The following is a 23745-nucleotide window of genomic DNA, read 5'->3' as shown; positions in this document are numbered from 1 at the left end:
CGGGCCCCCGACGCTTGCTTACTCTCCGAGGACTTCCAGGGCTTCGAGCCATTCGAGCTCGAGGGCTTCCCGGTCGTCGGCCAGTGTCTTCAGCTTCTTGTTGAGCTCAGCCATGGAGTCGAAGTCGTTATCGGACGTGCTCTTAACCATCTGGGCGTGGATCTTTTCCTCTTGCTGGCTGACTTTGCCCAGCTGGCGTTCGATCCTGTTCTTGGCCTTGCGGGCGTCCCGCTTCTCAGCTTCGGACGCACCGGGGGCCGCCGGAGCGGTGCTGCCGCTTGCAGCGATCACGGGATTGCCGCCTCCTGTGATGGTGGAACCTGCAAGCGCCGATTCCCGCAGTTCCAGGTACTGATCCACGCCGCGGGGCAGGGCGCGGATCTTGCCGTCGCCCAGCAGTGCCATCTGGTGATCGGTGGCGCGTTCCAGCAGGTAGCGGTCGTGGCTGACCACAACCAGGGTACCCGGCCAGCCGTCGAGGACATCCTCGACGGCTGCAAGGGTATCGGTATCGAGGTCGTTGGTGGGCTCATCCAGCATGAGCACATTGGGCTCGCCCACCAGCAGCCGCAGGAGCTGCAGACGTCGTCGTTCTCCACCCGAGAGGTCGCGCACTGGTGTCCACTGCTTCTGGTTGGTGAAGCCCAACTGCTCCACGAGCTGGCCGGCTGTGAATTCCTTGCCGCCCACGTTGAAGGAGCGCTTTTCGCGCTCAATCACCTCAATGACGCGAAGGTCGGCGACGTCGTCGAGCTCCTTGACCTCCTGGGTCAAAACAGCCGTGACAACTGTCTTGCCGCGCTTGACCTTTCCGGACGTCGGCTGGATCTCTCCATTGAGCAGTTTCAGGAGCGTCGTTTTTCCGGCGCCGTTCACGCCCACCAGGCCCAGCCGCTCGCCGGGAGCCAGCCGCAGGGTGATGTTGTCGAAGAGTTTCTGGCCGGGTTGCCCGCCCAGGAAGTCCAGGGTGACATTCTCCAGATCCAAAACGTCCTTGCCCAGGCGGGCGGTGGCCATCTTGCTCAGTGCCATCGAATCCCGGGGCTCAGGGACGTCGGCGATCAGCTCATTGGCCGCTTCGATCCTGAACTTGGGTTTGGCGGTCCGGGCCGGTGCACCTCGCCTCAGCCAGGCAAGTTCCTTTTTAACGAGCTGCTGCCGCTTGCTTTCCATCACGGAAGCGGACCGGTCGCGTTCGGCGCGGGCCAATACGTAGGCGGCGTAGCCGCCGTCAAACGGATCCACGATACCGTCGTGGACTTCCCAGGTCTTGGTGCAGACTTCGTCAAGGAACCAACGGTCGTGGGTAACCACCAGGAACGCGCCCTGGTTGACCCGCCACCGGGTCTTGAGGTGTCGCGAGAGCCAGGCGACGCCTTCGACGTCGAGATGGTTGGTTGGCTCATCAAGCATGATGACGTCGTGGTCTTCGATCAGCAGCTTGGCCAGCGCTACCCGTCGCTTTTGGCCGCCGGAAAGAGCGTGGACGTTTGCGTGCCAGTCGACGTCGGAGACGAGTCCTCCCATGACTTCGCGAATCTGGGGGTTGCGGGCCCACTCGTAGTCGGCCTGATCCCCCACTATGGCGGCCCCCACCGTCAGGTCGCCGTCGAGCACATCACTCTGGTCCAGATAGCCCACATTGACGTCGCCCCGCTTGGTCACCCGGCCTGAATCGGGGGTGGAGCGCATCGAAAGAAGCCGCATCAGGGTCGATTTGCCGTCACCGTTGCGCCCCACCATGCCGATCCGGTCGCCCTCCTCGAGGCCGAGGGTAACGCCGTCGAGGACGGTGCGGGTTGCATACGAGACCGAGAGGTTCTCGCCGCCGAGCAGGTGTGCCACTGGGAACTGCTTTCTTAGGAAAAGGTCAAAACTGTCAAAAGCTACTAAAGGAGCGTATCGGAGATGATGCGCGCACCGTGTACAGGGCCATGGACAGCCTGGGCATTGAGGCCATGGTGGCGAAGATCTTCCGCCAGGCCTTCTGCCGCAGCAGGATTATGTGCCAGCAACGCCACCGTTGGACCGGAGCCGGACACGAGGCCGGCGATGGCACCACGGGATTCACCGAGTCCAAGGATATCCCGCAGCCCGGGCGCCAGTTCAAACGAGGCGCGCTGCAGGTCATTGACCATTACGCGGCTAAGGGCGTCGGCGTCTCCGCTCCGCAGTGCCTTGAGGATCTTTGGATCGACGGCGGTGGGCTCCTCAACCGGAAGTCCTTCCGCATCGCGCAACTTATCCAGGGTCCGGAAAACCTCAGGAGTGGGCAGGCCAAAATCCGCTGTTACAAGCACCCAGTCCGTTTGCGCCTTGGCGAGGGCGGGAGAGAGTTCATCGCCCACCCCGAGCCCCACAGCCGTTCCGCCGAGCAGCGAAAACGGTACGTCGGCGCCAAGCTCAGCCGCCAGATGAGCGAGTTCGTCACGGGAAAGTCCGCTGTTCCACAGAGCGTCGCAGGCCACCAGGGTGGCTGCGGCATCGGCAGAACCGCCTCCCATTCCGCCCGCAACAGGTACCCGCTTGGTGATTTCCAGATGCACGCCGGTAGAGTGCTCGGACACATCGGCCATGATCGCCGCAGCCTTGTAGGCAAGGTTCTGCTCGTCGAGGGGAATGTCCACGTCGTCAAGGTCCAAAGTGCTGGCCGGGGCAATACTGACTGTTATCCCAGGGGTTGCCGTACTGGTGGCAGCTACTTCTTCATAGAGGGAAACAGCCAGATAAACGCTTGCGACTGAGTGATAGCCGTCTTCCCGCAGGGGTCCTACACCCAGTGAGACGTTGACCTTGCCCGGAGCCTTGGCCCGAACAGTACGTGCTGCAAAGCGCCCTCTCACTGCGTTCATGAGTCCAAGCTATGGCATTGCAGGGCGGCGCTCCAAGAAAGACCGGGGCACAGGGACTCACACTCCCTGGATCGCATGGGCTTCCGCGATCCTGGCAAAGGCGGTGATATCTATGACCTCGCCGCGCGCTGAAGGGTCGATGCCTGCCGCCCGCAAGCACCGTTCGGCTTCCGCCGCGCTTCCGGCCCATCCGGCGAGGGCAGCTCGCAGGGTTTTGCGGCGCTGCGCGAACGCTGCATCTATGACTGCGAACACCTGTTCCCGGGTGGCCGTTGTCACGGGGGCTTCCCGGCGGGTGAAGGAGACGAGGCCCGAGCTGATCTTCGGAGCAGGCCAGAAAACGTTCATGCCGATCACGCCGGCCTTCCGCATGCTGCTGTACCAGGCAGCCTTCACGGACGGCACGCCGTAGGTCTTCGAGCCAGGGCCGGCAGCCAAACGGTCTGCCACTTCATCCTGGACCATCACCAGACCGTGCCGAAGGCTTGGGAAGTGCTGCAGGAGGTGAAGCACCACGGGTACCGCCACGTTGTATGGCAGGTTGGCCACCAACGCGGTCGGTTCCACCGGCAGGCTTGTCACCTTCATGGCGTCCGCAAGTACCAGGTGGAAGTCATCGGCCGCGTGGGGACGCCACGCATTCACGGTTTCCGGCAGTTTTCCCGCCAACACAGGATCAATTTCGACGGCGACAACGGCTTTGGCTGCGTCCAGCAGGCCCAGGGTCAATGAGCCGAGTCCCGGGCCAACCTCAAGCACTGTTTCATCAGCATGAATACCGGCCACAGAAACGATTCGGCGGATGGTGTTTCCGTCAATGACGAAGTTCTGACCGAGGGTCTTGGTGGGACGGACCCCGATCTCCTCAGCAAGCCTGCGGATGTCGGAGGCGCCCAAAAGGGGTGCGGGCGCCGCGGTGCCGGGCGTAGCGGGAGTCGGTTCAGTCACCTAGGTATCCTATCCCGCCAGGCCAGGCCGGCCGTGGCCGTGGAGACGGGAAAGGCCGGGCCCGGATGGATCCCGGCCCGGCCTTGAGTCCATTACCACTGTGGTCAGCTGCGGTAAGGGACCTGCCTTCTTTACTTGCTTGAGCTCGTCAGCTGGAGGCTGCCCAGCCGCAACCCCAAGGCTGGAGTCCACGCTGCGCATAGACGCGGTTGGCGATGTCGATCTGCTGGGCTTTTGTTGCCAGGCTTGCATTTGACGCGTAGGCCCCGCCGCCTGAACCGATCCAGGTCTGGATATCGAACTGAAGTCCGCCGTAGTAGCCGTTCCCGGTGTTGATGGACCAGTTTCCACCGGACTCGCACTGGGCGATCTTGTCCCACATCGCTTCATTCATCATTGCCGGAGCCGCTGCCCCGGTGCTGGTGCCGGCCGGGGCCGCTACAGGCGCGGCCACTTTGGTGCCTACAGTCACTTTTTCAGTGACGGGCTGGGAAGTGACGTTCTCGGAGACGAGGGTCCGGGAGGCTTCGCGTCCATCAACAAGAACCAGCTTGAAGGTCTTGTCAACCTTGCCGGCGGCGCCGGCCTGGGTGACCTTCCTCTCTCCCTTAGGCAGGTCAGCGCTTTCCGAAGACAGGGTCTCGAAAGGGATCTCTTCGGAGGTGGTGGCGGTCTTGCTGGCGTCAACCCGGGAAACCTTGATGACCATGTCGCTTACAACCGGCGCGTGAGCGGGCTGTGAACTGCGGTCGCTTGCGCCGAGGACGATGCCGGCATCCTCGAGAACGTCAGCGACGGTGGGAGCTGTGGTGGTGGTTTTGCTCGCTTTGCCGTCTGCCACAATGCTCACGTTCTTCGGCGTGGAGATAGTGACAATTGATCCCGACACAGCCAGTTGCGAATCCTTCGGAACAGACACGGAGGATGAGCTGGCAACCCCAAGCTCGGTGACGAGGCCTTCCACGTTTGCAGAAGTGGTGCTGACAGTCTTTTCCGCGCCGTCCAGGTTGATTTTCACTGCCTTGACGCGGTTGATGTTGATGACTGAGCCGTTTTCAACCATGGCATCCGCCGAGGGGGATACACGGTCTGCTGCCTGCAGTTCCACCTTGGCGGCCTTTACCACTTGACCAACGGTGCCTCCGAATGTCTGGACGGAGCTTACCTGGCCGTCAACGTTCAAGGTGATTGTTTTGTTGTTGCCGACAAAGGCCACGAGTCCCAGAACGAGTGCAACAAGCACCACAAGCTGTGTACCGACCTTGACGACGCTTAGCTTGCCGTCGGAAGTGAATAGTTTGACCACGATTGCCCGTAACTTTTGAACCATCCGGGCACGGGGAATAACGCACACGCCTGTTGCAAACTCGATTGCCCTCAGGGCAAAGCCGGACGATGTCCGAAAGCTTGCAGCACGCCTGTGCGCCGCCACACTTGAGCTCCCCGCGCGCGCGAACGGTGCGGCGCGGAGACCAGTGAATTATCCGAAGGCCTTCCCCGACCCCGGCTAATAATTGTCCACTGTAACCGAAGCGTTATAAAGCCACCAAGAATTTTGCATACTCGGTATAGCCAGCGTCCCCTCAGGAAGGGCAGCCGTTCACACCCAGGAGCCGTAAGCCCGTAGGGTATTTGCAGCAATTCCGGAGCACAGTCCGGACAGCTCGGAGCCTGTCAATTCCGCCATCGCGCGGACGGTGTAAGGAATCATGTAGCTCGCATTCGGGCGGCCACGGAACGGGTGCGGGGTCAGGTAAGGGGCATCGGTTTCAACCAACACCCGGTCCGGTTCGGCTATGGCAAGGGCGCTCCTGAGATCGCGGGCGCTCTTGAAGGTCAGCGTCCCGGCGAAGGACATGTACCAGCCCTCGTTGTTGCAGATTCGCGCGAGGTCCTCGCCGCCGGAAAAGCAGTGGAAAACCACCCGGGACGGGGCCCCTTCTTCCTTCAGCACCTGAACGACGTCGTCATGGGCGTCGCGGTCGTGAATCTGCAGCGTGAGGTCCAGCCGCTTGGCGATATCAATGTGGCGCCGGAAGGAGTAGCGCTGATGGGCAAGGCCTTCCCCCTCCGTACGGAAGAAATCAAGCCCCGTCTCGCCGATGGCACGGATTCTGGGGTGCGAAGCAAGCGTTTCTATTTCCGAAAGGGCATCCTCGAGTTCCCCTTTTCGGGCATACTCGGGTGCGTCATTGGGGTGAATCGCCACGGCGCCCAGGAGGCGGGAATCCCGTTCCACTGCCTGAACCGTAAACCGTGAGGACTCAAGGTCGCATCCCACTTGGACAGCCCCTTGGACTCCAACGGCTGCAGCCGCATCCAGGGCGGCAGAGGCGTCCACCGTCAGGGATCCGGAACGGAAATCCAGATGCGTGTGATTGTCCATGACAGGTACGGGGAGCGGTTCGGGCGCGGGCGGATAGCCGTGCCTGCCGGAACCGTCGCTGCCAGGCTCACGGAAGGGCACGGGAGTCAGCGGGTTGAGCATTCCTCTACCTTAACCGGGCGATGTCCCCAGATTTACCCGGAACTCTCTGTTAGGCCCGGCAGTTGTGTTAGTAGTCTGGTACCAAGACAGGCACACACCCGTTGGCGGGCGCCGGCTGTCCCAGCCGTCCCGTCGAGTTCCCCCAGGGCTGAAAGGTTGCCGATGGACCCCCAGCGACACATCACCGTAGATGAAGCGCTTGCCGAAAGGCAGGGCCTGGCTGTTGCTGCGGCAACTGCCGGGCACGTGAACGGACACCGGCCCGCAGCGATGCGGGCCGAGGCCTTCCACGCTGCCAGCGAGCGAATCCTGACGGCGATCAACACTGTGATCGACGGGAAGGCAGACGCCGCCAAGCTCGCCCTGACCGTTTTGTTGGCCCAAGGCCACCTGCTGCTGGAAGATGTGCCGGGGGTTGGCAAGACGCTCCTGGCCAAGACGCTGGCGCGCACCATTGACTGTTCCGTCAGCCGCATTCAGTTCACCCCGGACCTACTGCCCTCGGACGTCACGGGCGTATCCATCTACAACCAGGCCTCACGGCTTTTCGAGTTCCGGCCGGGAGCGGTGTTCGCAAACATCGTGATCGGCGATGAGATCAACCGGGCATCAGCCAAAACCCAGTCGGCACTTCTGGAGTGCATGGAAGAGCACCAGGTCACGGTGGACGGGGATTCCTACCATCTGGATGAGCCGTTCATGGTGGTAGCCACTCAAAATCCAATCGAGATGGAGGGAACTTACCCCCTTCCCGAAGCGCAGCGGGACAGGTTCATGGCACGGATTTCCATGGGATACCCGGATAAAGACTCCGAAATAGAGATGCTGGAGACGCATCAGGCGACCTCTCCCCTGGCCAACGTCTCAGCTGTGGTTACGGCGGCTGACGTCGCTGCAATGATCACCACCGTGCAGCAGGTTTACGTTTCCCAGGCGGTGAAGGAATATACAGTTGCCATCGGGCGGGCCACCCGGGAAAGCGCCCTTCTGCGCCTCGGCGCGAGCCCACGCTCCCTGCTTCAGTTGCTGCGGGCCGCCAAGGCCACAGCCGCGCTGGAAGGCAGGGACTTTGTTCTTCCGGATGATGTGATGGGCATTGCCGAATCGGTTCTCGCGCACAGGATCATCCTGGACCGGAAAGCTGCCAGCACGGGCGAAAGCCCGCAAAGTGTGATCCGGGGAATCCTCGCCAGAATTCCGGTCGAACAGAATGTTGCCCTCTCCGCGCCGAGGCTGGCTGGCCAACGCGGACTGGATCCGGGGCAAACCCTGCGGAACCGCAGTTAGCAGGTACGCACGTTGGCTGTCCTTGATCACCTTCCCAAACACATTTTCAGTACCCGCGGCTGGGGCCTCCTGACCGCCGGCGTTCTGGCGCTCCTGCTCGCGCAAGTGATGGGGCGGCGCGATCTCCTCACCTTGGCGCTGCTGCTCATCCTGTTGCCGCTGATGGCGCTGCTCGGAATCAGGATCCTGAAGCCGAGGTTCCAGGTCTACCGGGAGTTCAATCCCTCCACGGTTGAAACTTCCGCCACCTCAACCGTCAGGCTTGCCGTGGCGCGGACCGGGGCAGGCGCGGGTGTTGTGATGATGGAGGAGAAACTTCCGCCGCGGTTCGGGGAGTCCCCGGCGTTCCGGTTCCCTGCCCGCTCCGCAGTCGGCGGAACCAGCCGCTACGAGTACCATCTGCGGTCCGGGAAGCGCGGCCAATTCACCATCGGCCCGGTCACAGCGGAATTCAGTGATCCCTTTGGACTCTCCCTCCATCGCCATTCCATAGACGACGGCGACACGCTCACTGTGACGCCCGCCGCCGTCGAACTTCCCATTACCGGACTCGCGGGTGCGCGCGGCAGCGACGGAGTGACTGCCACGCGGATCCGGGCCAATCCGAGTGACGACGACGTCATGACACGGGAGTACCGCCACGGTGACCCCATGCGGAGGGTGCACTGGGCAGCGACAGCGCGCCATGGCGAGCTGATGGTGCGGCAGGAGGAATCAGTCACGACGCCGGAAGCCACCATCATTCTCGATCAGAGGTACACCGCTTTCCACAACGCTCTTAGTTCGGTCTTCAGTGGAGCACACGGAGACTCCGGCCAGGAACTCGTCACCAGCGACAGCTTTGAATGGGCCGTTACTGCGGCAATGTCCATCAGCACGCACCTCGCTGAGCGTAACTATGTGCTTCGGTTCCTTGATGCGCACGGGGATCCTGCCTTCCTTCACTCCCCTTCGGCACCTGAACCGGAGTCTGAGGACTTCAACGGAGCCGCCGGACTGCAATCCGTGGCGGAAAGCCTCGCAGCAATCCAGCTTTCAGGTTCCCACCACATCCGCCGAAACTCCGGTCGAGGGGACACCGAGAGAAGAAATGGTGACCGCAGGGAGAGTGACACGGATGGCGAGAAGCGGGAAAACCGGGACGCCCGGGAAAACTCTCTCCTGGCCGAGTCCGGTCCCCGCGCATTTGACACCAGGCTGATCGACAAACTTTCCGCCCACCGCCTCCGGGGACCCCTCCTGGCTATCCTGGGAAAGGTTACCCTGCAGGAAGCCCGATCGCTGTCGCAGGCAGCGGCCTTCGGCGCCAACGCCTTCGCCATCGTCATCACCGATCATCCCGAGGCGTCCCATGATGCACTGGAAGCCCTGCGGCTTGGCGGCTGGCGGGCCATCGCGGTCAAGGCAACTACGTCCCTGCCCGCAGCCTGGGTCTCATTCGATGAGGGCGATGCCGCAGGCTCCACCGCGGCCGCTGATGTACGGCGTGGAGCAGGAGTAGACCGATGACCATGACGCCCCAGCGGACAGACACCTCAGCACCTGCACTTGTCCTGGCTCCAACCGACCCCCGACAAGGTGCCCCCCGCCGTGTAGGCCCTTACCCGTGGGCGATGGCGGCAGCCGTGGCGCTGGCCGTGAGTGGCGCCGCGTTATCACTTAATGGGGTGTTGCGTGGCTGGGCCTGGTACATTCCCGTCGTGACCACCGTGGTTGTTGTGGTGGCTGCCATGGCGTTGCTGCGCGCGGCCCGGGCCCAACCGCTGCTGGTTGCCGCAGGCGGCTTCGTCTCCCTGGTCCTTATTCTGACCTTCACCTTTTTCCGCAGGAACAGCATCGCAGGATTCATTCCATCCGGCGAAACGATGGATATGCTGGGCCTGTACGTGCGCAGGGCCACGGAAACAGTCCTCGCCGAAAGTGCCCCCGTCGCCCCCAACGTTGGCATCGTACTGGTGACCTGCGCTGTTCTGGGGCTGGTGGTAATTCTGGTCGATGCGCTTGCCGTCCCCCTCGGAATGCCCGCCACGAGCGGTCTCGGATTGCTTGCGGTCCTGGTGGTTCCGGCAATGATCAAGCCCCAGAGCGTCGGGCTTCCGGCATTCATCGTCACCGCCGTTGGCTACCTGATGATCGTGGGCTGCAGCCAGTGGTTCTCAGCCAACCGGCTGCAGGCGGGAGCGGGCAGGAATCCGGGGCAGTTCAAACGGGCGGCCATGACAGGCGGTGTGGCGCTCCTTGCCACACTCCTGCTTCAACCACTGATTCCAGGGTTTGAGAGGGGCACATTCCCCCAAGGCTCGCGCCTGAACCCATGGGGTTCATCAAGCGGCCTCAACCCCATGATCAGCCTGGGCAACAGCCTTCGAAGCCCGACCGGGGAGGGACGGATTACGTATGCCTCCACGGCCACCTCGCCGCTGTACCTCAGATCAGTAACGGTGGATCGGTTTGACGGAGAGTCGTGGGCGCCTGATGACCGGGATGACACGCGCCGGGGAGGCGTAGCAAGGCTGGATCCGGGCTACGAGATCAGCGCCACCGAGATGGCCCGCAGCATTACGGTCATCAATGCAGGGCAATTCACCAGCCCGTATCTTCCTGTGCCGTATGCACCTGCCGGTGTGAACGGCCTGGATGGCAGGTGGAGCTGGGATCCTTCCACACTGAGCATCAAGGGCGTTGACACCAATTCCCGGGGCCAGCAGTACGTGGTGGTCTCCAGCATGCCCACCTTGACAGTAGACCTGCTGGCCAGGTCGTCCGCTCCTGTACGGGGGATTTCAGATGATTTCATCCGCCCGCCGGCAGGGGTTCCGGACATCGTCCGGACCACGGCCGACACAATTACCAGGGAAAGCAACACATCGTATTCCAAGGCCCTGGCAATCCAGAGATACCTTCGTTCATCAGAGTTCACCTATTCCCTGGAATCTCCCGTCCAGGGTGGCTATGACGGCAACGGGCTGTCCGTCCTGGCCGATTTCCTCGCCCAAAAGAGCGGCTACTGCATCCACTATGCGTCCGCGATGGCTGTCATGGCCCGGCTTGAGGGTATCCCCAGCCGTATCGCCGTGGGTTATGCCCCCGGCAGGCCAACCGGACAGACAGTTTCGCTGGCAGGGCAGGGTGCCGTGCCTGAGTATGAGGTGGACGCCCGGGATGCGCATGCGTGGCCAGAGCTGTACTTCGAAGGCCTGGGCTGGGTTCCCTTCGAACCGACTCCCTCACGCGGAGTGGTTCCCGCTTACGCCTCGGAGACAAGCATCTCCGGCGGTGCCAGTACGAACCAGAACAATGACGACCTGATTCCGTCAGGCGCTGCCAGCGCCGCACCGCTTCCCAGCACCGCACCCGTGCCTCTTCCCGGCGGCGGGGCCGCTGGGGCTGCCGGCTTCCAGCTGCTGCCGGTTCTCTATGGTGGCTTGGGCGTACTTCTGCTCGGCTTGCTTCTGGCTTCGCCGCGGCTGATTCGCACGGGGCTGCGGTCCCGCCGGCTGAGGCCGGGACCTGCGGCCAGCGACGACGCTGCACTGCAGTCCTGGGCCGAGCTCCGCGATTTGGCAATTGATTACGGTGTACCGCCACGGCCCAGTGAGACTCCCCGGCATTTCTCCGCCCGCCTGCGCCGGTCAGGAGCGCTGGGCGAGGAAGACGGCAGGGACGGTGCAGCCCATCGGGCAGTTGATTCCCTGGTGCAGGATTTCGAGCGCCGGGAGTATGGGCGGCCCCTGCGGTCACAAGCTGCACCCGGCGAGTCCCGGCCCGGCGGAACTCCTGCGGCAATAGCCGCCGCGCGGATAGACCTGATCATCGCTGCCCTGCGGGCTAATGCACGGCGGTTGGTGAGGTTCCGGGCATCGTGGCTCCCGCCTGCCGTGATGGATCGCTGGCTGTCCACCCTCGGCACGCCGTTCCGTGCAGTCTCCCGGAACGTTGGCGTCTGGCGGCGGGCCGCCGCACGAACATTGGTAAGGACGCGCGACGGCCTGCGCCGTGTCAGGGAAGGCTAGCAAAGGAAGGCTGGCTGGAACGCCAGGCACGTGAAGCCGGCGCGGAAAGGGGCTATCCGGCGTAGGGATCGGCAATGCCGATGTACTGGGTGTAGAGGTACTCCTCGATGCCTTCGAGGCCGCCTTCCCGCCCGAGGCCGGACTGCTTCACACCGCCAAAGGGAGCTGCGGCATTGGAGACGACGCCGGCATTCAGGCCCAGCATTCCCGTCTCGAGGCGTTCTCCCATCCGAATACCGCGGTTGAGGTCCCTCGTGTATACGTAGGCCACGAGTCCGTATTCGGTGTTGTTGGCCAGACGGACGGCTTCGTCTTCGGTATCGAACGTGATGATCGGGGCCACCGGTCCGAAGATTTCCTCGGACAGGATGCGGGTGCCCTCCGTGACGCCCTTGAGGATGGTGGGCTGGTAGAAGTAGCCGGGTCCATCTACCGGTGCGCCGCCCGTTACCGTGACTGCTCCGGCAGCAACAGCGTCGGACACAAGTTCGTGCACCTTGTCCCTGCTCTTGGCGTCGATGAGCGGGCCGACCTTCGAGTTTTCTTCGGTTCCACGCGCTGTGGTCATGTCGGCCATTTTTGCCGCGAACTTTTCCGCGAACTCATCAGCCACTGACTCGTGCACGATGAAACGGTTGGCTGCAGTGCAAGCCTCACCCATGTTCCGCAGCTTGGCGAGCATTGCGCCAGCGACTGCTGCGTCGACGTCGGCATCCCCGAACACCACAAAGGGTGCGTTCCCGCCGAGCTCCATGGACGTCCTGAGGACGTTCTCCGATGCGTCCGAGAGCAGACGGCGGCCAACCTCAGTGGAGCCGGTGAAGGAGAGCTTCCTGAGCCGGGAGTCCTTGATCAGGGGACCTGTGGTCGCGCCTGCCGTCGAGGTGGGGATGACGTTCAGGACGCCTGCCGGGAGCCCTGCCTCCATCATGACTGCTGCAAAGAGCTGGGAGGTCAGCGGGGTAAGGTTTGCAGATTTGAGCACCATGGTGCAGCCGGCAGCGACCGCCGGGGCGATCTTTCGGGTAGCCATGGCCAGCGGAAAGTTCCACGGCGTGATCAGCAGGCAAGGCCCTACCGGCTTCTTCTGGACCAGGAGCCGGGACTTTCCGTCAGGGGAGACTGAATAGCGTCCAAAAGCCCGGACTGCTTCCTCAGAGAACCAGCGCAGGAATTCTGCACCGTAGGTGACCTCGCCGCGCGCTTCGGCCAGTGGCTTGCCCATCTCGAGGGTCATCAGCAGTGCAAAGTCATCGGCGCGTTCCGTCACAAGCTCGAACGCGCGGCGCAGAATTTCGCCGCGCTCACGGGCAGGAACCTTAACCCAGGATTCTTGGGCAGCGGCGGCGGCATCAAGTGCTGCCGCGCCATCCTCGGGACCGGCGTCAGCGATGCTGACGAGGGTATTCCCGGTGGAGGGATCCTCGACGTCGAACGTCTTCCCGGAAGCAGCCGGACGCCACTCGCCATTGATCAGAAGACCAGTAGGAACAGAGGACAGCAACTCGCGCTCACGCTCCGCGGTTACAGTGTGGTGTGCAGTGACAGTCACGATGACTCCCTCGTCAGCAGTTGGGTTTGGGTGGTTCAGCCAGAAGCTGGATTACTGCCACCGTACTGCCCGGTTCTCAGGGGTGTCTACGAAATTGCGCACTGTGCGAAGCGGCTACTGCTGTGCATCTGCACAGCAGTCAGCGCGCAGCCAACACCGCCGAATACAGCTCACGTTTACTGACCCTGGCGTCCTCAGCAACAGCTGCCACTGCTTCCTTGAGACGGATACCTTGGGAAATCAATTCGTTTACTGCGGCAACATGGTCTTCGGGCTGTCCGGGCGTTTTTTCCGGTGCCCCGCCCACCACCACAGCTATTTCCCCCCGGACGTCCTGGGTCTCGGCCCACTCCAACAACTCGCGCAGGGTCCCGCGAATCACTTCCTCATACGTCTTGGTGAGTTCACGGCAGACGGCCGCCTGCCGTTCAGCGCCAAACCGCTCGTGCAGGGCACGGAGCATTGGCTCAAGCCGGTGCGGCGCCTCGAAGAACACCATGGTCCGGCGCTCCTGATCGAGCTCAGCGAGCCGGGACGCACGCTCCCCCGATTTGCGGGGCAGAAAGCCTTCAAAGCAGAACCTGTCCGTAGGCAACCCGGACAGGGCCAGCGCAGTCAACACTGCGGACGGGCCTGGAACAGCCGTCACGGTGAGCCCTGCGGCAACCGCTCCCTCCACCAGCCGGAAGCCAGGATCTGAGACGGACGGCATGCCGGCATCCGTAACCATCACCAGGGTTTTACCCGTTTTCACATGGTCAAGAAGCTCTGCTGTCTTTGTGGCTTCGTTGTGCTCGTGGTAGCTGATGATCCGGCCGGCGACGGTAATGTTCAGACTCTGGACGAGACGGTGCAGGCGCCTGGTGTCCTCAGCAGCGACGATGTCCGCGGTACTCAGCAGCTCTATCAGCCTTGAGGATGCGTCCCCCACGTTTCCGATGGGCGTGGCCGCCAGTACGACACGGCCTGCGCCGCCGGCTCCGCCCCCTGGTTCGTGGGCTGCGTCAGGTGCGTCCGTTGGCGCAGGGCTGAGGGGAGAAGTGCTGAGTTGAGGATCCACATCAACCAGCGTACTGCCGCCAAGGAGTACAGCCGTAAAAGGTAGCATGGGCACGTGACTCAGACCTCCCTGCAGCAGCCCGTCGAGGCCGAACCGGCGGCTCCACCAGCCGCAACACCCCTTGGCAGCGGCCGCAACCTGGAAGGTCACCGTTGGATCGCCCGCCCCTCGGAAGCCTTTACTCCTGATTCCTTGAGGCAACGGCTGATCGGGGAGATCCAGAGCTGGCGGGACTACCCGCCGTCGCTCCGCCTCTGGTACTGGCTGATTCCCGCCCTGACAGCAGCCATTGCCGGGGTCCTGAGGTTCGTCCGCCTGGACTCACCCCGGAGCCTGGTCTTCGATGAGACCTACTATGTGAAAGACGGTTATTCATACCTGATCAGTGGCTATGAACGGAGCTGGCCGGACAAAGCCAACGATTCCTTCAACGCCGGGAACCCGGGAGTGCTGCTGGACACCCCCGAATATGTGGTCCATCCGCCGGTCGGCAAATGGATGATTGCTGCAGGAATGTGGCTTTTCGGCCCGGATAACCCCTTCGGCTGGCGGTTCGGTGCCGCCCTCACGGGAACCCTCTCAGTGTTCCTGATCGCCCTTATTGCACAGAAGCTGTTTCGTTCCCTGGCCTTGGGAGCTGTGGCGGGAATCCTGATCGCGGTCGACGGACACCACCTCGTCATGTCCAGGACCTCACTGCTGGATATTTTCCTGATGTTCTGGATCCTTGCCGCTTTCGGCGCCCTGCTGATGGACCGCGACGACGGCCGACGACGGCTGGCGGTGCGGCTGGGAAGGCAGGCGGCAGCCACCAAAGACGGCAGGCCAACCACCATCGATCTCTTGTCCGGTCCCTGGCTGGGTGTCCGCTGGTGGCGCGTCGCTGCCGGCGTATGCCTTGGGCTGGCCGTGGGCACCAAATGGTCGGGCCTCTTCTTCGTTGCAGCCTTCGGCTTGCTGACGGTCTTCTGGGACCTCAATGCCAGGCGCGTCGCGGGAATCCGCGGCTGGATCAGCGGCGGGATCATCAAGGATGGCATCCCTGCCTTCCTTGGCACCGTCCCCGTAGCGGCAGTGGTGTATCTGGGAACGTGGGCGGGCTGGCTGCTCTCCAAAGACGCCTACTACCGCCGGTGGGCGGACACCCATCCTTCCAGCGAGTGGGGCTGGCTGCCGGGATGGGCCCGGTCACTGGCCCACTACCACCTTGAAGCCTACAAATTCCATCAGGGACTGAGCTCGGATCATCCGTACGAGGCCAGTCCCTGGACATGGCTGGTCATGGGACGGCCCACTTCGTTCTTTTACGAGTCGCCCAAAGCCGGAACGCCCGGCTGTGATGGGCCGAATTGCACCTCAGCCATACTCTCCGTGGGCAACCCGCTGATCTGGTGGGGTGCCGCAATCGCCGTCGTGATTCTGCTGTCCTGGTGGGCGGGCAGACGGGACTGGAGGGCAGGAGGCATCCTTGCCGGCATTACTGCCGGTTATCTTCCCTGGTTCCTCTACCCGGAGCGCACCACGTTCTTTTTCTATGCGGTGTCCTTCGAGCCGTTCCTGGTTCTGGCCCTGGTCTATTGCCTGGGCCTGATGCTCGGCAAGCGCACTGACAGCCTGCTCAGGCGGAGGTCGGGTCTTTACTTCGTGGCGCTGTTCCTCGTCTGCGCCGTGCTTTTGTCCGCCTTTTTCTATCCGGTGTGGACCGCCGAGGTCATTTCCTACCAGCAATGGCGGTTCCGGATGTGGATGCCGTCCTGGATCTAGGAGACCACCGAGGCGCCTTTTCCTGACGCTTTGGGATCCGCCGCCCCCGCCGTGTCATCCACTTCGCTTGCAGCGGGCTTATCTTCCGAAACCAGTCCGCGGCGTTTGCGGGTCGGCCACGTCAGGATCAAGGTGATGATAGCTGTCAGCAGGACCAGGGCCGCGATGACGATCCCTGCATCTATCCAGAACTGGCCGGGGAACAACCGGATGAGTGTGTCTTCCAGCGCGAACGTCCAGGATCCGCTGGCGAAGAATATCCGGTGGAACTCGGTGAAGAACTGTTCCCAGCCCAGAAACGCCAACACGCCGAGACCGATGATGATCACCAGGGTGACGATGGCCCCTGCAAACAATCCGCGGCGTACTCCCCCGGTGCTGCGGCGGCGAAGGTAGATGATGGCGATGATGCTCAGCAGCGTCAGCAGAATCCCGGCACCGAAAGCTGACAGGATCACGAGTTTGACGTCGGCCATGTGGCTGACCTCGCCATCTTTGAACAGCTGGTCCCCGCTGCGGTTTACCAGTTCGCCGAGATACCTCGGGCCGGCCCAGTTCCCCAGGTAGTCCACAGTGTAGGAACCGTACGTCATCCGGTCATCAGTGCTGAAGCCATATCCGTCGCCCGGGAACCCGGGCCTGTTGTACTCCACCCACAGGAACAATGGGCTAGTGACAGCACGGACAGCGAGGACCAGGAGAATGACGGGGTAGAAAACTGCCAGTGCCACCTGCATAACGCGGGGCAACACGGGCTTGGACTTCGCCGCCTGTTCCCGCTCCGCATTCCTGCGCTGTACTTCTTCCTCAGGAGGACGGACGTGCAGTGCGGAGGTGGGCAGGGGCTCCCGGAAATGTGACCCGGCCTTGCTTGGCGCGCCGCCCTTGCCTGATGCCGCGCCGTTGGCAGTGGCCGCGCCGTTGGCAGTGGCGGCACCGTTGGCAGGCGCGCTGCCCTTACCTGGCGTGGCAGGCTCGGCAGCAGACTCGGCTGCCTTACGATCGGCCCTGCTTCCCGCTTGAGGCAATCCGCCCGTTACGGGGTCGCCGGTCTTTGGTGTGCCACTGGCTCCACTACCGCCAGGAGCCTTTGCCGGATCTGCGCTTGCCGGCGTTGTCCGGGCTGGAGATGCCTGGGCCGGAGTTGCCTGCACTGGAGATGCCTGAGCGGCCGGCTTCATCCAGTCGAACGCGGGCTCGTCGGAATCCGCTGAGGGATCAAGATGGTGATCCTGGCGGTTAGGAGGGGTGGGTGTCTTTTCAGTCACTGCTGCATCGCTTCCGTAGGGCTCCGCGTTACCTGTCGGGGGAATGGGCAACGCTACTTATCTCCTGACGAGCCTACCGTTAGGGGCTTCCGCCCGGCGAGATGCCACCCCTTCCGAGACCATTACGCTCCGGCAACGATTACGCCCCGGTGGCGGTCGCGCCCTGCTGCAGGCCACACGCCAAAAGGATCAAGCGGTAATTTCGGAGTACCCGGCATCCTGATCATTCAGATCCCCGCGTGCGCCCGACTGGTAAGCCTTCTTCCCAAGCAGAAGGGCGTAGAGCCAGTAGCCGGCCAGTACTGCAGCACCGATTCCCAGTTTTGCCCACACAGGCAAGAAACTCGGCGTCACAAAACCCTCCACTATTCCGGAAACAAACAGGACCAGGACAAGCCCGAGTGCCACCGTAATCAGCGAGCGGCCTTCCCTGGCTACCGCCTGGCTCCGCGTGCGGGGACCGGGGACGATCCAGGCCCAGAAGATTTTGAGACCGGCCGCTGCAGCTATGAAGACCGCCGTCAGTTCCATCATCCCGTGCGGAAGAATGTAGCTGAAAAACACGTCCGATTTTCCTACCGAGGCAAAAACGCCGGCAGCGACTCCGACGCCCTGGGCATTTGCGAAGAGAATCATCGGCACCCAGAAGCCCGTAATACCAAGTGCCACCGCCTGGGCACAGATCCAGGCATTGTTGGTCCATACGGCACCGGCAAAGGAGGCTGCCGGGTTCTCGGAGTAGTAGTTGATGAAGTCCTCCTCCACGTACTGCCTCACCCTCTCGTCGTTGCCAAAAGCAGCCCGGAGGGCTTCGGGCGAGGAGCCGATCCACCAGGCGTAGGCCGCGGCCACCAGACAAAAGGCGATTCCGCACCAGAGAGTCAACCAGCGGAGACGGTAGAAAGCTGCTGGAAGGGCAATCACAAAGAAGTTCGCGACGTCGTCCATAAAGTTCGAACGTGCACCGGTAAATCTGGTGCGTGCCTGGGCGAGAGTCGCGGAGAGAGTGGCGGACAGCCCGCTTTCCGGGGCTACCGAGCGGAGCAGGGAAAGATGCGACGAAGTCACCTGATAGAGGCGAAGAAGTTCGTCCGCCTCCTGGCCGGTCAAACTGCGTTTATACGCCAGATCATAAAGTCTTGACCATTTGTCACTGTTGACCGCAGAAAACGCATCAATGTCCACGGGACCACCCTAGCGTGCGCAATAGACTGTCAAGATCAGGATCTTTGCTGAGTCAGGATTTGCTAATAGGGATGGGGCCCGGCTTTGAGTTCAATCATCACGGGCGAGGCAGTCGTCCTGGAGTTGCGTCCGGCGTCCTTCGCAGCCCGCTCCCTGGGCTTGCTGCTCGACGTTCTGGTCAACGTGGTGCTGTTCATTCTGATCCTCATCCTGATGTCCTCCCTCTGGAGCGAAATCGACGAAGCTGCCATGCGGACCATCGTTCTGGTCAGCGTTGTGTTTTGCTTCGTGATGGTCCCGGTGGCCATTGAGACGGTGACGCGCGGTCTGTCGCTGGGTAAGTTGGCGACTGGACTACGGATAGTGCGCGACGACGGCGGAGCCATCCGCTTCCGGCACGCCGTCATCCGTGGATTGACCGGATTCATCGAGATCTATTTGACGTTTGGCGGCCTGGCAATCGCCGTCGCTCTGTTCAACGAGAAATCCAAACGCCTCGGTGACATTCTTGCCGGTACCTATTCTTTGCGTCGGAGAGTACCTGCCGAGCCGGCTCTGCCCTTGTTTATTCCACCTCATCTGCGGTCCTGGGTGGCTCTGGCTGATATTGGCCGGATTCCCGATGGCTCAGCTCGTCGGGCTGTCCAGTTCATGCGGCAGGCCGGAAGAATGGCGCCGGCCTCGCGTATTGGCATGGCTGCCTCCCTCGCAACGGAAATTGCAGAGCATGTGGCGCCGGCCCCTCCCCCCGGAACATACCCGGAGGACTACCTCGCGGCAGTCCTTGCCGAGCGCCGGGAGCGGGAGATGAACCGCCTGGTCAAGGCCCGGGAACGCAGTAACAGGATCGGAGAACGGCTTCACCGCTTGCCGTACGGACGGGACAGCAGCTAGGAGCGCGGTCAGCGCTGGGCGTACTGAGCCCAGGGGATGTTCCAGTCGCCGTAGCCCTCAAGCGGTTCCACTGCCGGTGCCCCGGTGTTGAGCGTCTGGACAACATCGCCGGTCTTCATGTTGTTGAAGAACCAGGCAGCGTCATCCGGAAGGAGACCCACGCAGCCGTGGGACACGTTGGATCGCCCGACAGCTCCCCAGGCAGACTCAAGTGCCTGATGGACATAGACGCCGGAGGACGTCAGCCGGTTGGCGTACTCCACCGTGAGCGGCGGGTAGTAGCCCTTGTCGCCCGGCTTCAGCCCGATGCTTCCCGCGTTGAACTTTGAATGGCGCTCCTGCTCCATGATGACGGCAAATCCGGTGGGTGAAAGCCACTCGGGGTCGCCCAGGGTCACGGGAGCCGTTTTGACCAGCTGCCCGTCAAAGTAGACCTTCATGGTTTTGGTGATGTCATCGACGACGGCGAGACGCTGCGGCCCTGTAGTGAAGGAAACCGTGGAGTTAAAGTTGCCGATCATTCCGTTCCCGAAATCCACGCCGAACAGCTTCATGTCCACAGAGACCTTGCTGTTCGAGGCCCAGAAGGTTTCCGGCCGGATCCGGACGCGCTGGTCCGAGTACCAGCGCCAGGCAACTGCCTGCCCGGAAGAGGCCGTCACGGTGACTGCCTTTTCCATGGCTTCTTTGTTGATCACAGGTTCGCTGAACACGATTTCAATGGGCTGGCCCGAACCCACGGTGGCGCCGTTCTCCGGGTACACCGCTGCGTCGGCTTCATTCGCCTTCGCTACCGTGGTGAACGTCTGGGTTTTTTTGGTCTCGCGGCCGGCTTCATCAACAATCGTGAAACTGTAGTTGTAGGCAGTATTGAAGGTAAGGGGGTCAACGGCCGTCCACGTGGTGCCGTCCGCGCTCAGGGTACCTTCAAGAGGCGTCCCGCCGTCGGCGGGGACCAGGACCACGTCCTTTACCTGCCCGTTGATGGCCTTCACGGACGGGGCCGCAGCAGGATTGACGCTTTGCGCGCCGTCGGTGGGAGTGACGCCAAGCTCAACGGCCTTCACCACAGGTGCGGCAAGGCCTGGGGTGTTGCGGACGGGGCTGGCGGATTCGGAGGCTATAGCCTGGCCGGCCCAGCTGGGAGCGGTTGCGACTCCTATGCCTCCAGCGGCAACAGCCGCGCACATCGCCACAACGGCAATGATTTTCCCGGTCTTCCGGTTCCTGGTCTCAGTCATGCCAAATTCTCCGTGTCCCCCGACAGGCCGATGGTCAGCCCCCGTTTAATCTGTCCAGCGTGCATTGCCGACAAACCAATTTTATCCCACGTCCAAACAGCCCAAGACCACGGCGTTGATCCGGCACCCGGCGTGGCGCCGTTCCAGCAATGGCCCCGGATCGGTCCGGGGCCATTGCTGGAACTGGCATCAGTAGCGGTAGTGCTCAGGCTTATACGGACCGGCAGCGTCGATGTCCAGGTACTCAGCCTGGTCCTTCGAGAGCTCGGTCAGTTCAACTCCCAAGGCATCAAGGTGGAGCCTGGCCACCTTTTCGTCAAGGATCTTGGGGAGGACGTACACCAGGTTCTCGTATTCCCGCTGCCCGTCGGGCTGATCCTTCTTCGTGAAGAGCTCGATCTGCGCGATGGTCTGGTTCGCAAACGAGTTGCTCATGACGAAGGACGGGTGGCCGGTTGCGTTGCCCAGATTCAGGAGCCTGCCCTCGGACAAGACAATGATCGACCGGCCCTTCTCTTCCCCTGAGGAGTCATCAGCGAAAACCCACTCGTGGACCTGGGGCTTGATTTCCACTTTACGGATGCCTGGTATCCGGGCCAGTCCGGCCATATCGATTTCGTTGTCGAAATGGCCGATGTTTCCCACGATGGCCTTGTTCTTCATGCCCGCCATGTGCTCGGCCATGATGACGTCCTTGTTGCCCGTGGTGGTAATGAAGATGTCACCCTGTGCCAACACGGATTCAAGCCTGGCCACCTGGTAGCCGTCCATCGCAGCCTGGAGGGCGCAGATGGGATCAATCTCGGTGACAATGACACGGGCACCCTGGCCGCGCAGGGCTTCCGCGGCACCCTTGCCGACGTCGCCATAACCGCAGACGACGGCGACCTTGCCGCCTATGAGGACATCGGTGGCCCGGTTGAGTCCGTCCGGCAGGGAGTGGCGGATTCCGTACTTGTTGTCGAACTTGCTCTTGGTAACCGAATCATTAACGTTAATGGCCGGGAACAGGAGCTTTCCCTGCTCCGCCAACTGGTACAGCCGGTGGACCCCGGTGGTGGTCTCTTCGCTGACGCCATGGATCCGGGCAGCCATCCTGGTCCACTTCTGCGGATCCTCGGTGAGGGTCCTCTTGAGCAGGTCCAGGACAATCGCGTATTCCTCAGGATCGTCCGCGCCAGCCGACGGGACGGCTCCGGCAGCCTCAAACTCCACACCCCGGTGAACCAGCAGCGTGGCGTCACCGCCGTCGTCGAGAATCATGTTCGGTCCCAGTTCCGGATCAGTGTCCGCGCCAGGCCAGGTGAGGATCTGCTCGGCGGTCCACCAGTACTCCTCGAGGGTTTCACCTTTCCAGGCGAAAACCGGGACGCCCTGGGGATCATCTTCGGTCCCCTTGCCTACGACAACAGCGGCGGCGGCTTCATCCTGGGTGGAGAAGATGTTGCAGGAGGCCCAGCGGACCTCGGCACCCAGCGCCGTCAGTGTTTCGATCAGAACGGCGGTCTGGACCGTCATGTGCAGAGAACCGGCGATCCTGGCGCCCTTGAGGGGCTGAGTGGGACCGAATTCTGCGCGCAGGGACATGAGCCCGGGCATTTCATGCTCCGCCAGGCGTATTTGGTGCCGCCCGGCCTCAGCGAGGGAAATATCAGCAACCTTGTAGTCGAGAGTCATGTGGATCCTTTGGTAAAGCCGGAAAGATGTACTGGAAAAGTTGGTGGCCGGGCGGGGCCAGGACGCGCGGCGTTCTGTTAGTGGTCGTCCAGGCGCCCAGTCGCAGTGTGAAGGACTGCGTCATGCTGGTCCGACGATGCCGCAGTCGCGGCTGGCAGAAGTTCGGGCGGCAAGAGCAGCGGGATGCCATCCTCGATGGGATAGTGGAGCATTTCGCCGGTTTCCCCTGGCATCGTCGACACGAGTTCGTCGCCTTCTTGTACGAGCGAAGATCCCGTTACGGGGCAACGCAGGACAGACAGCAGTTCAGCACTGATCTTTGGCATGGTGGATGCTCCTGGCGGGCGCCGCAGCGGGGCGCCGTTAGCTGACGGATTTGCAGCTTCAAGCGTACCGCCAGTTGCCCTCAGGACGGTTCGCGGAGGATTCGCAAATGTCCCCGGCGGGTGCCCTCGGTGGGAGCGGGAGCTTCAAGGACGCCCGGGGATGAACGGTGGCCGGGCGACGGCTCCTTTTCTGAAGGGCGGGAAGCCGCCTCCCGAACAGCGTGTGCCAGCGCCAAGAGGTCATCCGGACCCGGCTGGGGTGGATGGGTGGGCATTGCCAGTCTCAGTACCTCCCAGCCGCGCGGAACGGTCAAAGATCCGGCGTGCTGCTCGCAAAGGTCGTAACAATGCGGCTCAGCGTAAGTGGCTAAAGGACCCAGGACGGCCGTTGAGTCTGCATAGACGTACGTCAAAGTGGCCACCGCGGATTGGCGGCAGGCTGATCTTGAACATTGACGAATTGCACCCACGACATCACAGACTACTCCCCCTTCAGCCCGGCTCCTTGCATTGCGGCGCCGTGCCTGCCGCGTGCCTTGCCAGCCGTTCCGCCTGATAAATCCAGTGGCCGTGGCTGCGACGTTTTTGTCGCGAATTTCATTCCGCGGGTTTACAGTCAGTGTATGCAGTCATCGAACCACGATCCGGCTTTTACGGTCCGGTTGGCTGACCAGGCCGCCAGCCCGCAGGACGCCAGCCTTCAGGATTCCAGCGCCACCAGCGCAAGGGGCAAAACCAAGGGCAAAACCGTCGTGAGCAAGGGCTTCAGGCAGCGGCGCAGGAACCGGCACGGGCGCGGCCTCCGAGGGGAACTGATGCTTCCAACCCTGCCCGGTTACCGCACCCGCTCCGAACGCTTTGATGAGCTGGTCCTCGATTCCGCCCAGCGTCTGCATGATATCTGGGGAAAGCCGCTCGACGGCGTCCGCTTTGCCGTGGATGAAATCCCGCCAGGGCTCGAACAGCTTGTAGCCGATTCTGCTCCCGCGCCCATGGGCTCCTACGAACCCGCCGCAGAGGACGAAGGTCCCGTTATTACTGTTTACCGTCGGGTTGTGGAGCAGGCCTGCACCAGCAGGGAAGAGCTGCAGGATCTTGTTCACGACGTGGTGGTGGAGCATACGGCAGAAATGCTTGGCGTGGCGCCCGAGACACTGGACCCCGTTTACCGGCGGCGGTACTGAGCCGCC

19 protein-coding genes are annotated in these 23745 nt (G+C 62.5%); 6 read left to right on the top strand and 13 right to left on the bottom strand.

Features of this window, described 5'->3' with window-relative positions; all coding sequences use genetic code 11:
• Positions 1–18: 18 nt before the first annotated feature.
• From RIN13_RS08565 to RIN13_RS08545, 5 genes are all read right to left on the bottom strand, one after another.
• On the bottom strand, positions 19–1845 hold the full coding sequence (locus RIN13_RS08565) for an ABC-F family ATP-binding cassette domain-containing protein (protein ID WP_309106909.1): 1827 nt from the start codon (positions 1843–1845) through the stop codon (positions 19–21).
• Between the two features lie 44 nt (positions 1846–1889).
• The gene (locus tag RIN13_RS08560) at positions 1890–2852 is read right to left on the bottom strand and encodes a 4-(cytidine 5'-diphospho)-2-C-methyl-D-erythritol kinase (protein ID WP_309106908.1); all 963 of its coding nucleotides are present in this window, start codon (positions 2850–2852) and stop codon (positions 1890–1892) included.
• Between the two features lie 57 nt (positions 2853–2909).
• Entirely contained in the window at positions 2910–3800 is an 891-nt protein-coding gene (gene rsmA / locus RIN13_RS08555; RefSeq protein ID WP_309106907.1) for a 16S rRNA (adenine(1518)-N(6)/adenine(1519)-N(6))-dimethyltransferase RsmA, read from the bottom strand.
• A 148-nt stretch (positions 3801–3948) separates the two neighbouring features.
• Complete coding sequence (locus RIN13_RS08550; RefSeq protein WP_309106906.1) at positions 3949–5130, bottom strand: ubiquitin-like domain-containing protein; 1182 nt, start codon at positions 5128–5130, stop codon at positions 3949–3951.
• A 270-nt stretch (positions 5131–5400) separates the two neighbouring features.
• Positions 5401–6288, bottom strand: coding sequence for a TatD family hydrolase (locus RIN13_RS08545; protein ID WP_309106905.1), 888 nt, complete (start codon positions 6286–6288; stop codon positions 5401–5403).
• Positions 6289–6450: 162 nt separating this feature from the next.
• On the opposite strand from RIN13_RS08545, the gene RIN13_RS08540 reads away from it, so the two are divergent.
• The 3 genes from RIN13_RS08540 to RIN13_RS08530 are packed head-to-tail and all read left to right on the top strand — an operon-like array spanning position 6451 to position 11588.
• Positions 6451–7575 carry an AAA family ATPase gene (locus RIN13_RS08540; protein ID WP_309106904.1) on the top strand — a complete coding sequence of 375 codons (1125 nt, stop codon included), beginning with the start codon at positions 6451–6453 and terminating at the stop codon, positions 7573–7575.
• A gap of 12 nt (positions 7576–7587) precedes the next feature.
• On the top strand, positions 7588–9084 hold the full coding sequence (locus tag RIN13_RS08535; RefSeq protein WP_309106903.1) for a DUF58 domain-containing protein: 1497 nt from the start codon (positions 7588–7590) through the stop codon (positions 9082–9084).
• A complete protein-coding gene (locus RIN13_RS08530) occupies positions 9081–11588 on the top strand; it encodes a DUF3488 and DUF4129 domain-containing transglutaminase family protein (RefSeq protein ID WP_375164751.1) in 2508 nt (835 codons plus the stop codon). Before RIN13_RS08535 ends, RIN13_RS08530 begins: the two co-directional genes overlap by 4 nt.
• Before the next feature lie 52 nt (positions 11589–11640).
• Here the strand turns inward: RIN13_RS08530 and RIN13_RS08525 are convergent, their stop codons facing one another.
• Together RIN13_RS08525 and rsmI are read right to left on the bottom strand one after the other, a co-directional pair.
• Positions 11641–13140, bottom strand: a complete 1500-nt coding sequence (locus tag RIN13_RS08525; protein ID WP_309106902.1) for an NAD-dependent succinate-semialdehyde dehydrogenase — start codon at positions 13138–13140, stop codon at positions 11641–11643.
• Positions 13141–13279: 139 nt separating this feature from the next.
• Positions 13280–14248, bottom strand: a complete 969-nt coding sequence (rsmI, locus tag RIN13_RS08520) for a 16S rRNA (cytidine(1402)-2'-O)-methyltransferase (RefSeq protein ID WP_309106944.1) — start codon at positions 14246–14248, stop codon at positions 13280–13282.
• Between the two features lie 6 nt (positions 14249–14254).
• Here rsmI and RIN13_RS08515 point away from each other — a divergent pair, with 6 nt between their 5' ends.
• Positions 14255–15964: a phospholipid carrier-dependent glycosyltransferase gene (locus RIN13_RS08515; RefSeq protein ID WP_309106901.1), complete on the top strand. Its 1710-nt coding sequence runs from the start codon at positions 14255–14257 to the stop codon at positions 15962–15964.
• On the opposite strand, the gene RIN13_RS08510 is transcribed toward RIN13_RS08515, so the two are convergent.
• Positions 15961–17232: a TIGR01906 family membrane protein gene (locus RIN13_RS08510; RefSeq protein ID WP_309106900.1), complete on the bottom strand. Its 1272-nt coding sequence runs from the start codon at positions 17230–17232 to the stop codon at positions 15961–15963. The two genes, RIN13_RS08515 and RIN13_RS08510, sit on opposite strands and share 4 nt — an antisense overlap.
• A 189-nt stretch (positions 17233–17421) precedes the next feature.
• The gene (locus RIN13_RS08505; protein ID WP_309106899.1) at positions 17422–18417 is read right to left on the bottom strand and encodes a stage II sporulation protein M; all 996 of its coding nucleotides are present in this window, start codon (positions 18415–18417) and stop codon (positions 17422–17424) included.
• 84 nt (positions 18418–18501) lie between these two features.
• Here RIN13_RS08505 and RIN13_RS08500 point away from each other — a divergent pair, with 84 nt between their 5' ends.
• Positions 18502–19311 carry an RDD family protein gene (locus tag RIN13_RS08500; protein WP_309106898.1) on the top strand — a complete coding sequence of 270 codons (810 nt, stop codon included), beginning with the start codon at positions 18502–18504 and terminating at the stop codon, positions 19309–19311.
• Positions 19312–19319: 8 nt separating this feature from the next.
• Here RIN13_RS08500 and RIN13_RS08495 read toward each other — a convergent pair whose 3' ends face one another.
• The 4 genes from RIN13_RS08495 to RIN13_RS08480 form a co-directional block, all read right to left on the bottom strand.
• Positions 19320–20552, bottom strand: coding sequence for an Ig-like domain-containing protein (locus tag RIN13_RS08495; RefSeq protein ID WP_309106897.1), 1233 nt, complete (start codon positions 20550–20552; stop codon positions 19320–19322).
• 189 nt (positions 20553–20741) lie between these two features.
• A complete protein-coding gene (gene ahcY, locus RIN13_RS08490; protein ID WP_309106896.1) occupies positions 20742–22229 on the bottom strand; it encodes an adenosylhomocysteinase in 1488 nt (495 codons plus the stop codon).
• 77 nt (positions 22230–22306) lie between these two features.
• On the bottom strand, positions 22307–22555 hold the full coding sequence (locus RIN13_RS08485) for a hypothetical protein (RefSeq protein WP_309106895.1): 249 nt from the start codon (positions 22553–22555) through the stop codon (positions 22307–22309).
• Positions 22556–22635: 80 nt separating this feature from the next.
• Positions 22636–23025 carry a DUF3499 domain-containing protein gene (locus tag RIN13_RS08480; protein ID WP_309106894.1) on the bottom strand — a complete coding sequence of 130 codons (390 nt, stop codon included), beginning with the start codon at positions 23023–23025 and terminating at the stop codon, positions 22636–22638.
• 153 nt (positions 23026–23178) lie between these two features.
• Between RIN13_RS08480 and RIN13_RS08475 the strand changes: the two genes are divergently transcribed.
• Entirely contained in the window at positions 23179–23739 is a 561-nt protein-coding gene (locus RIN13_RS08475; protein WP_309106893.1) for a metallopeptidase family protein, read from the top strand.
• Positions 23740–23745: the final 6 nt, after the last annotated feature.

This window comes from Arthrobacter sp., assembly GCF_031179985.1.
In the GTDB taxonomy this organism is placed as follows: domain Bacteria; phylum Actinomycetota; class Actinomycetes; order Actinomycetales; family Micrococcaceae; genus Arthrobacter.
The sequence above is the reverse complement of the archived record's forward strand: the minus strand, read 5'-3'. Positions and strand labels throughout refer to the sequence as shown.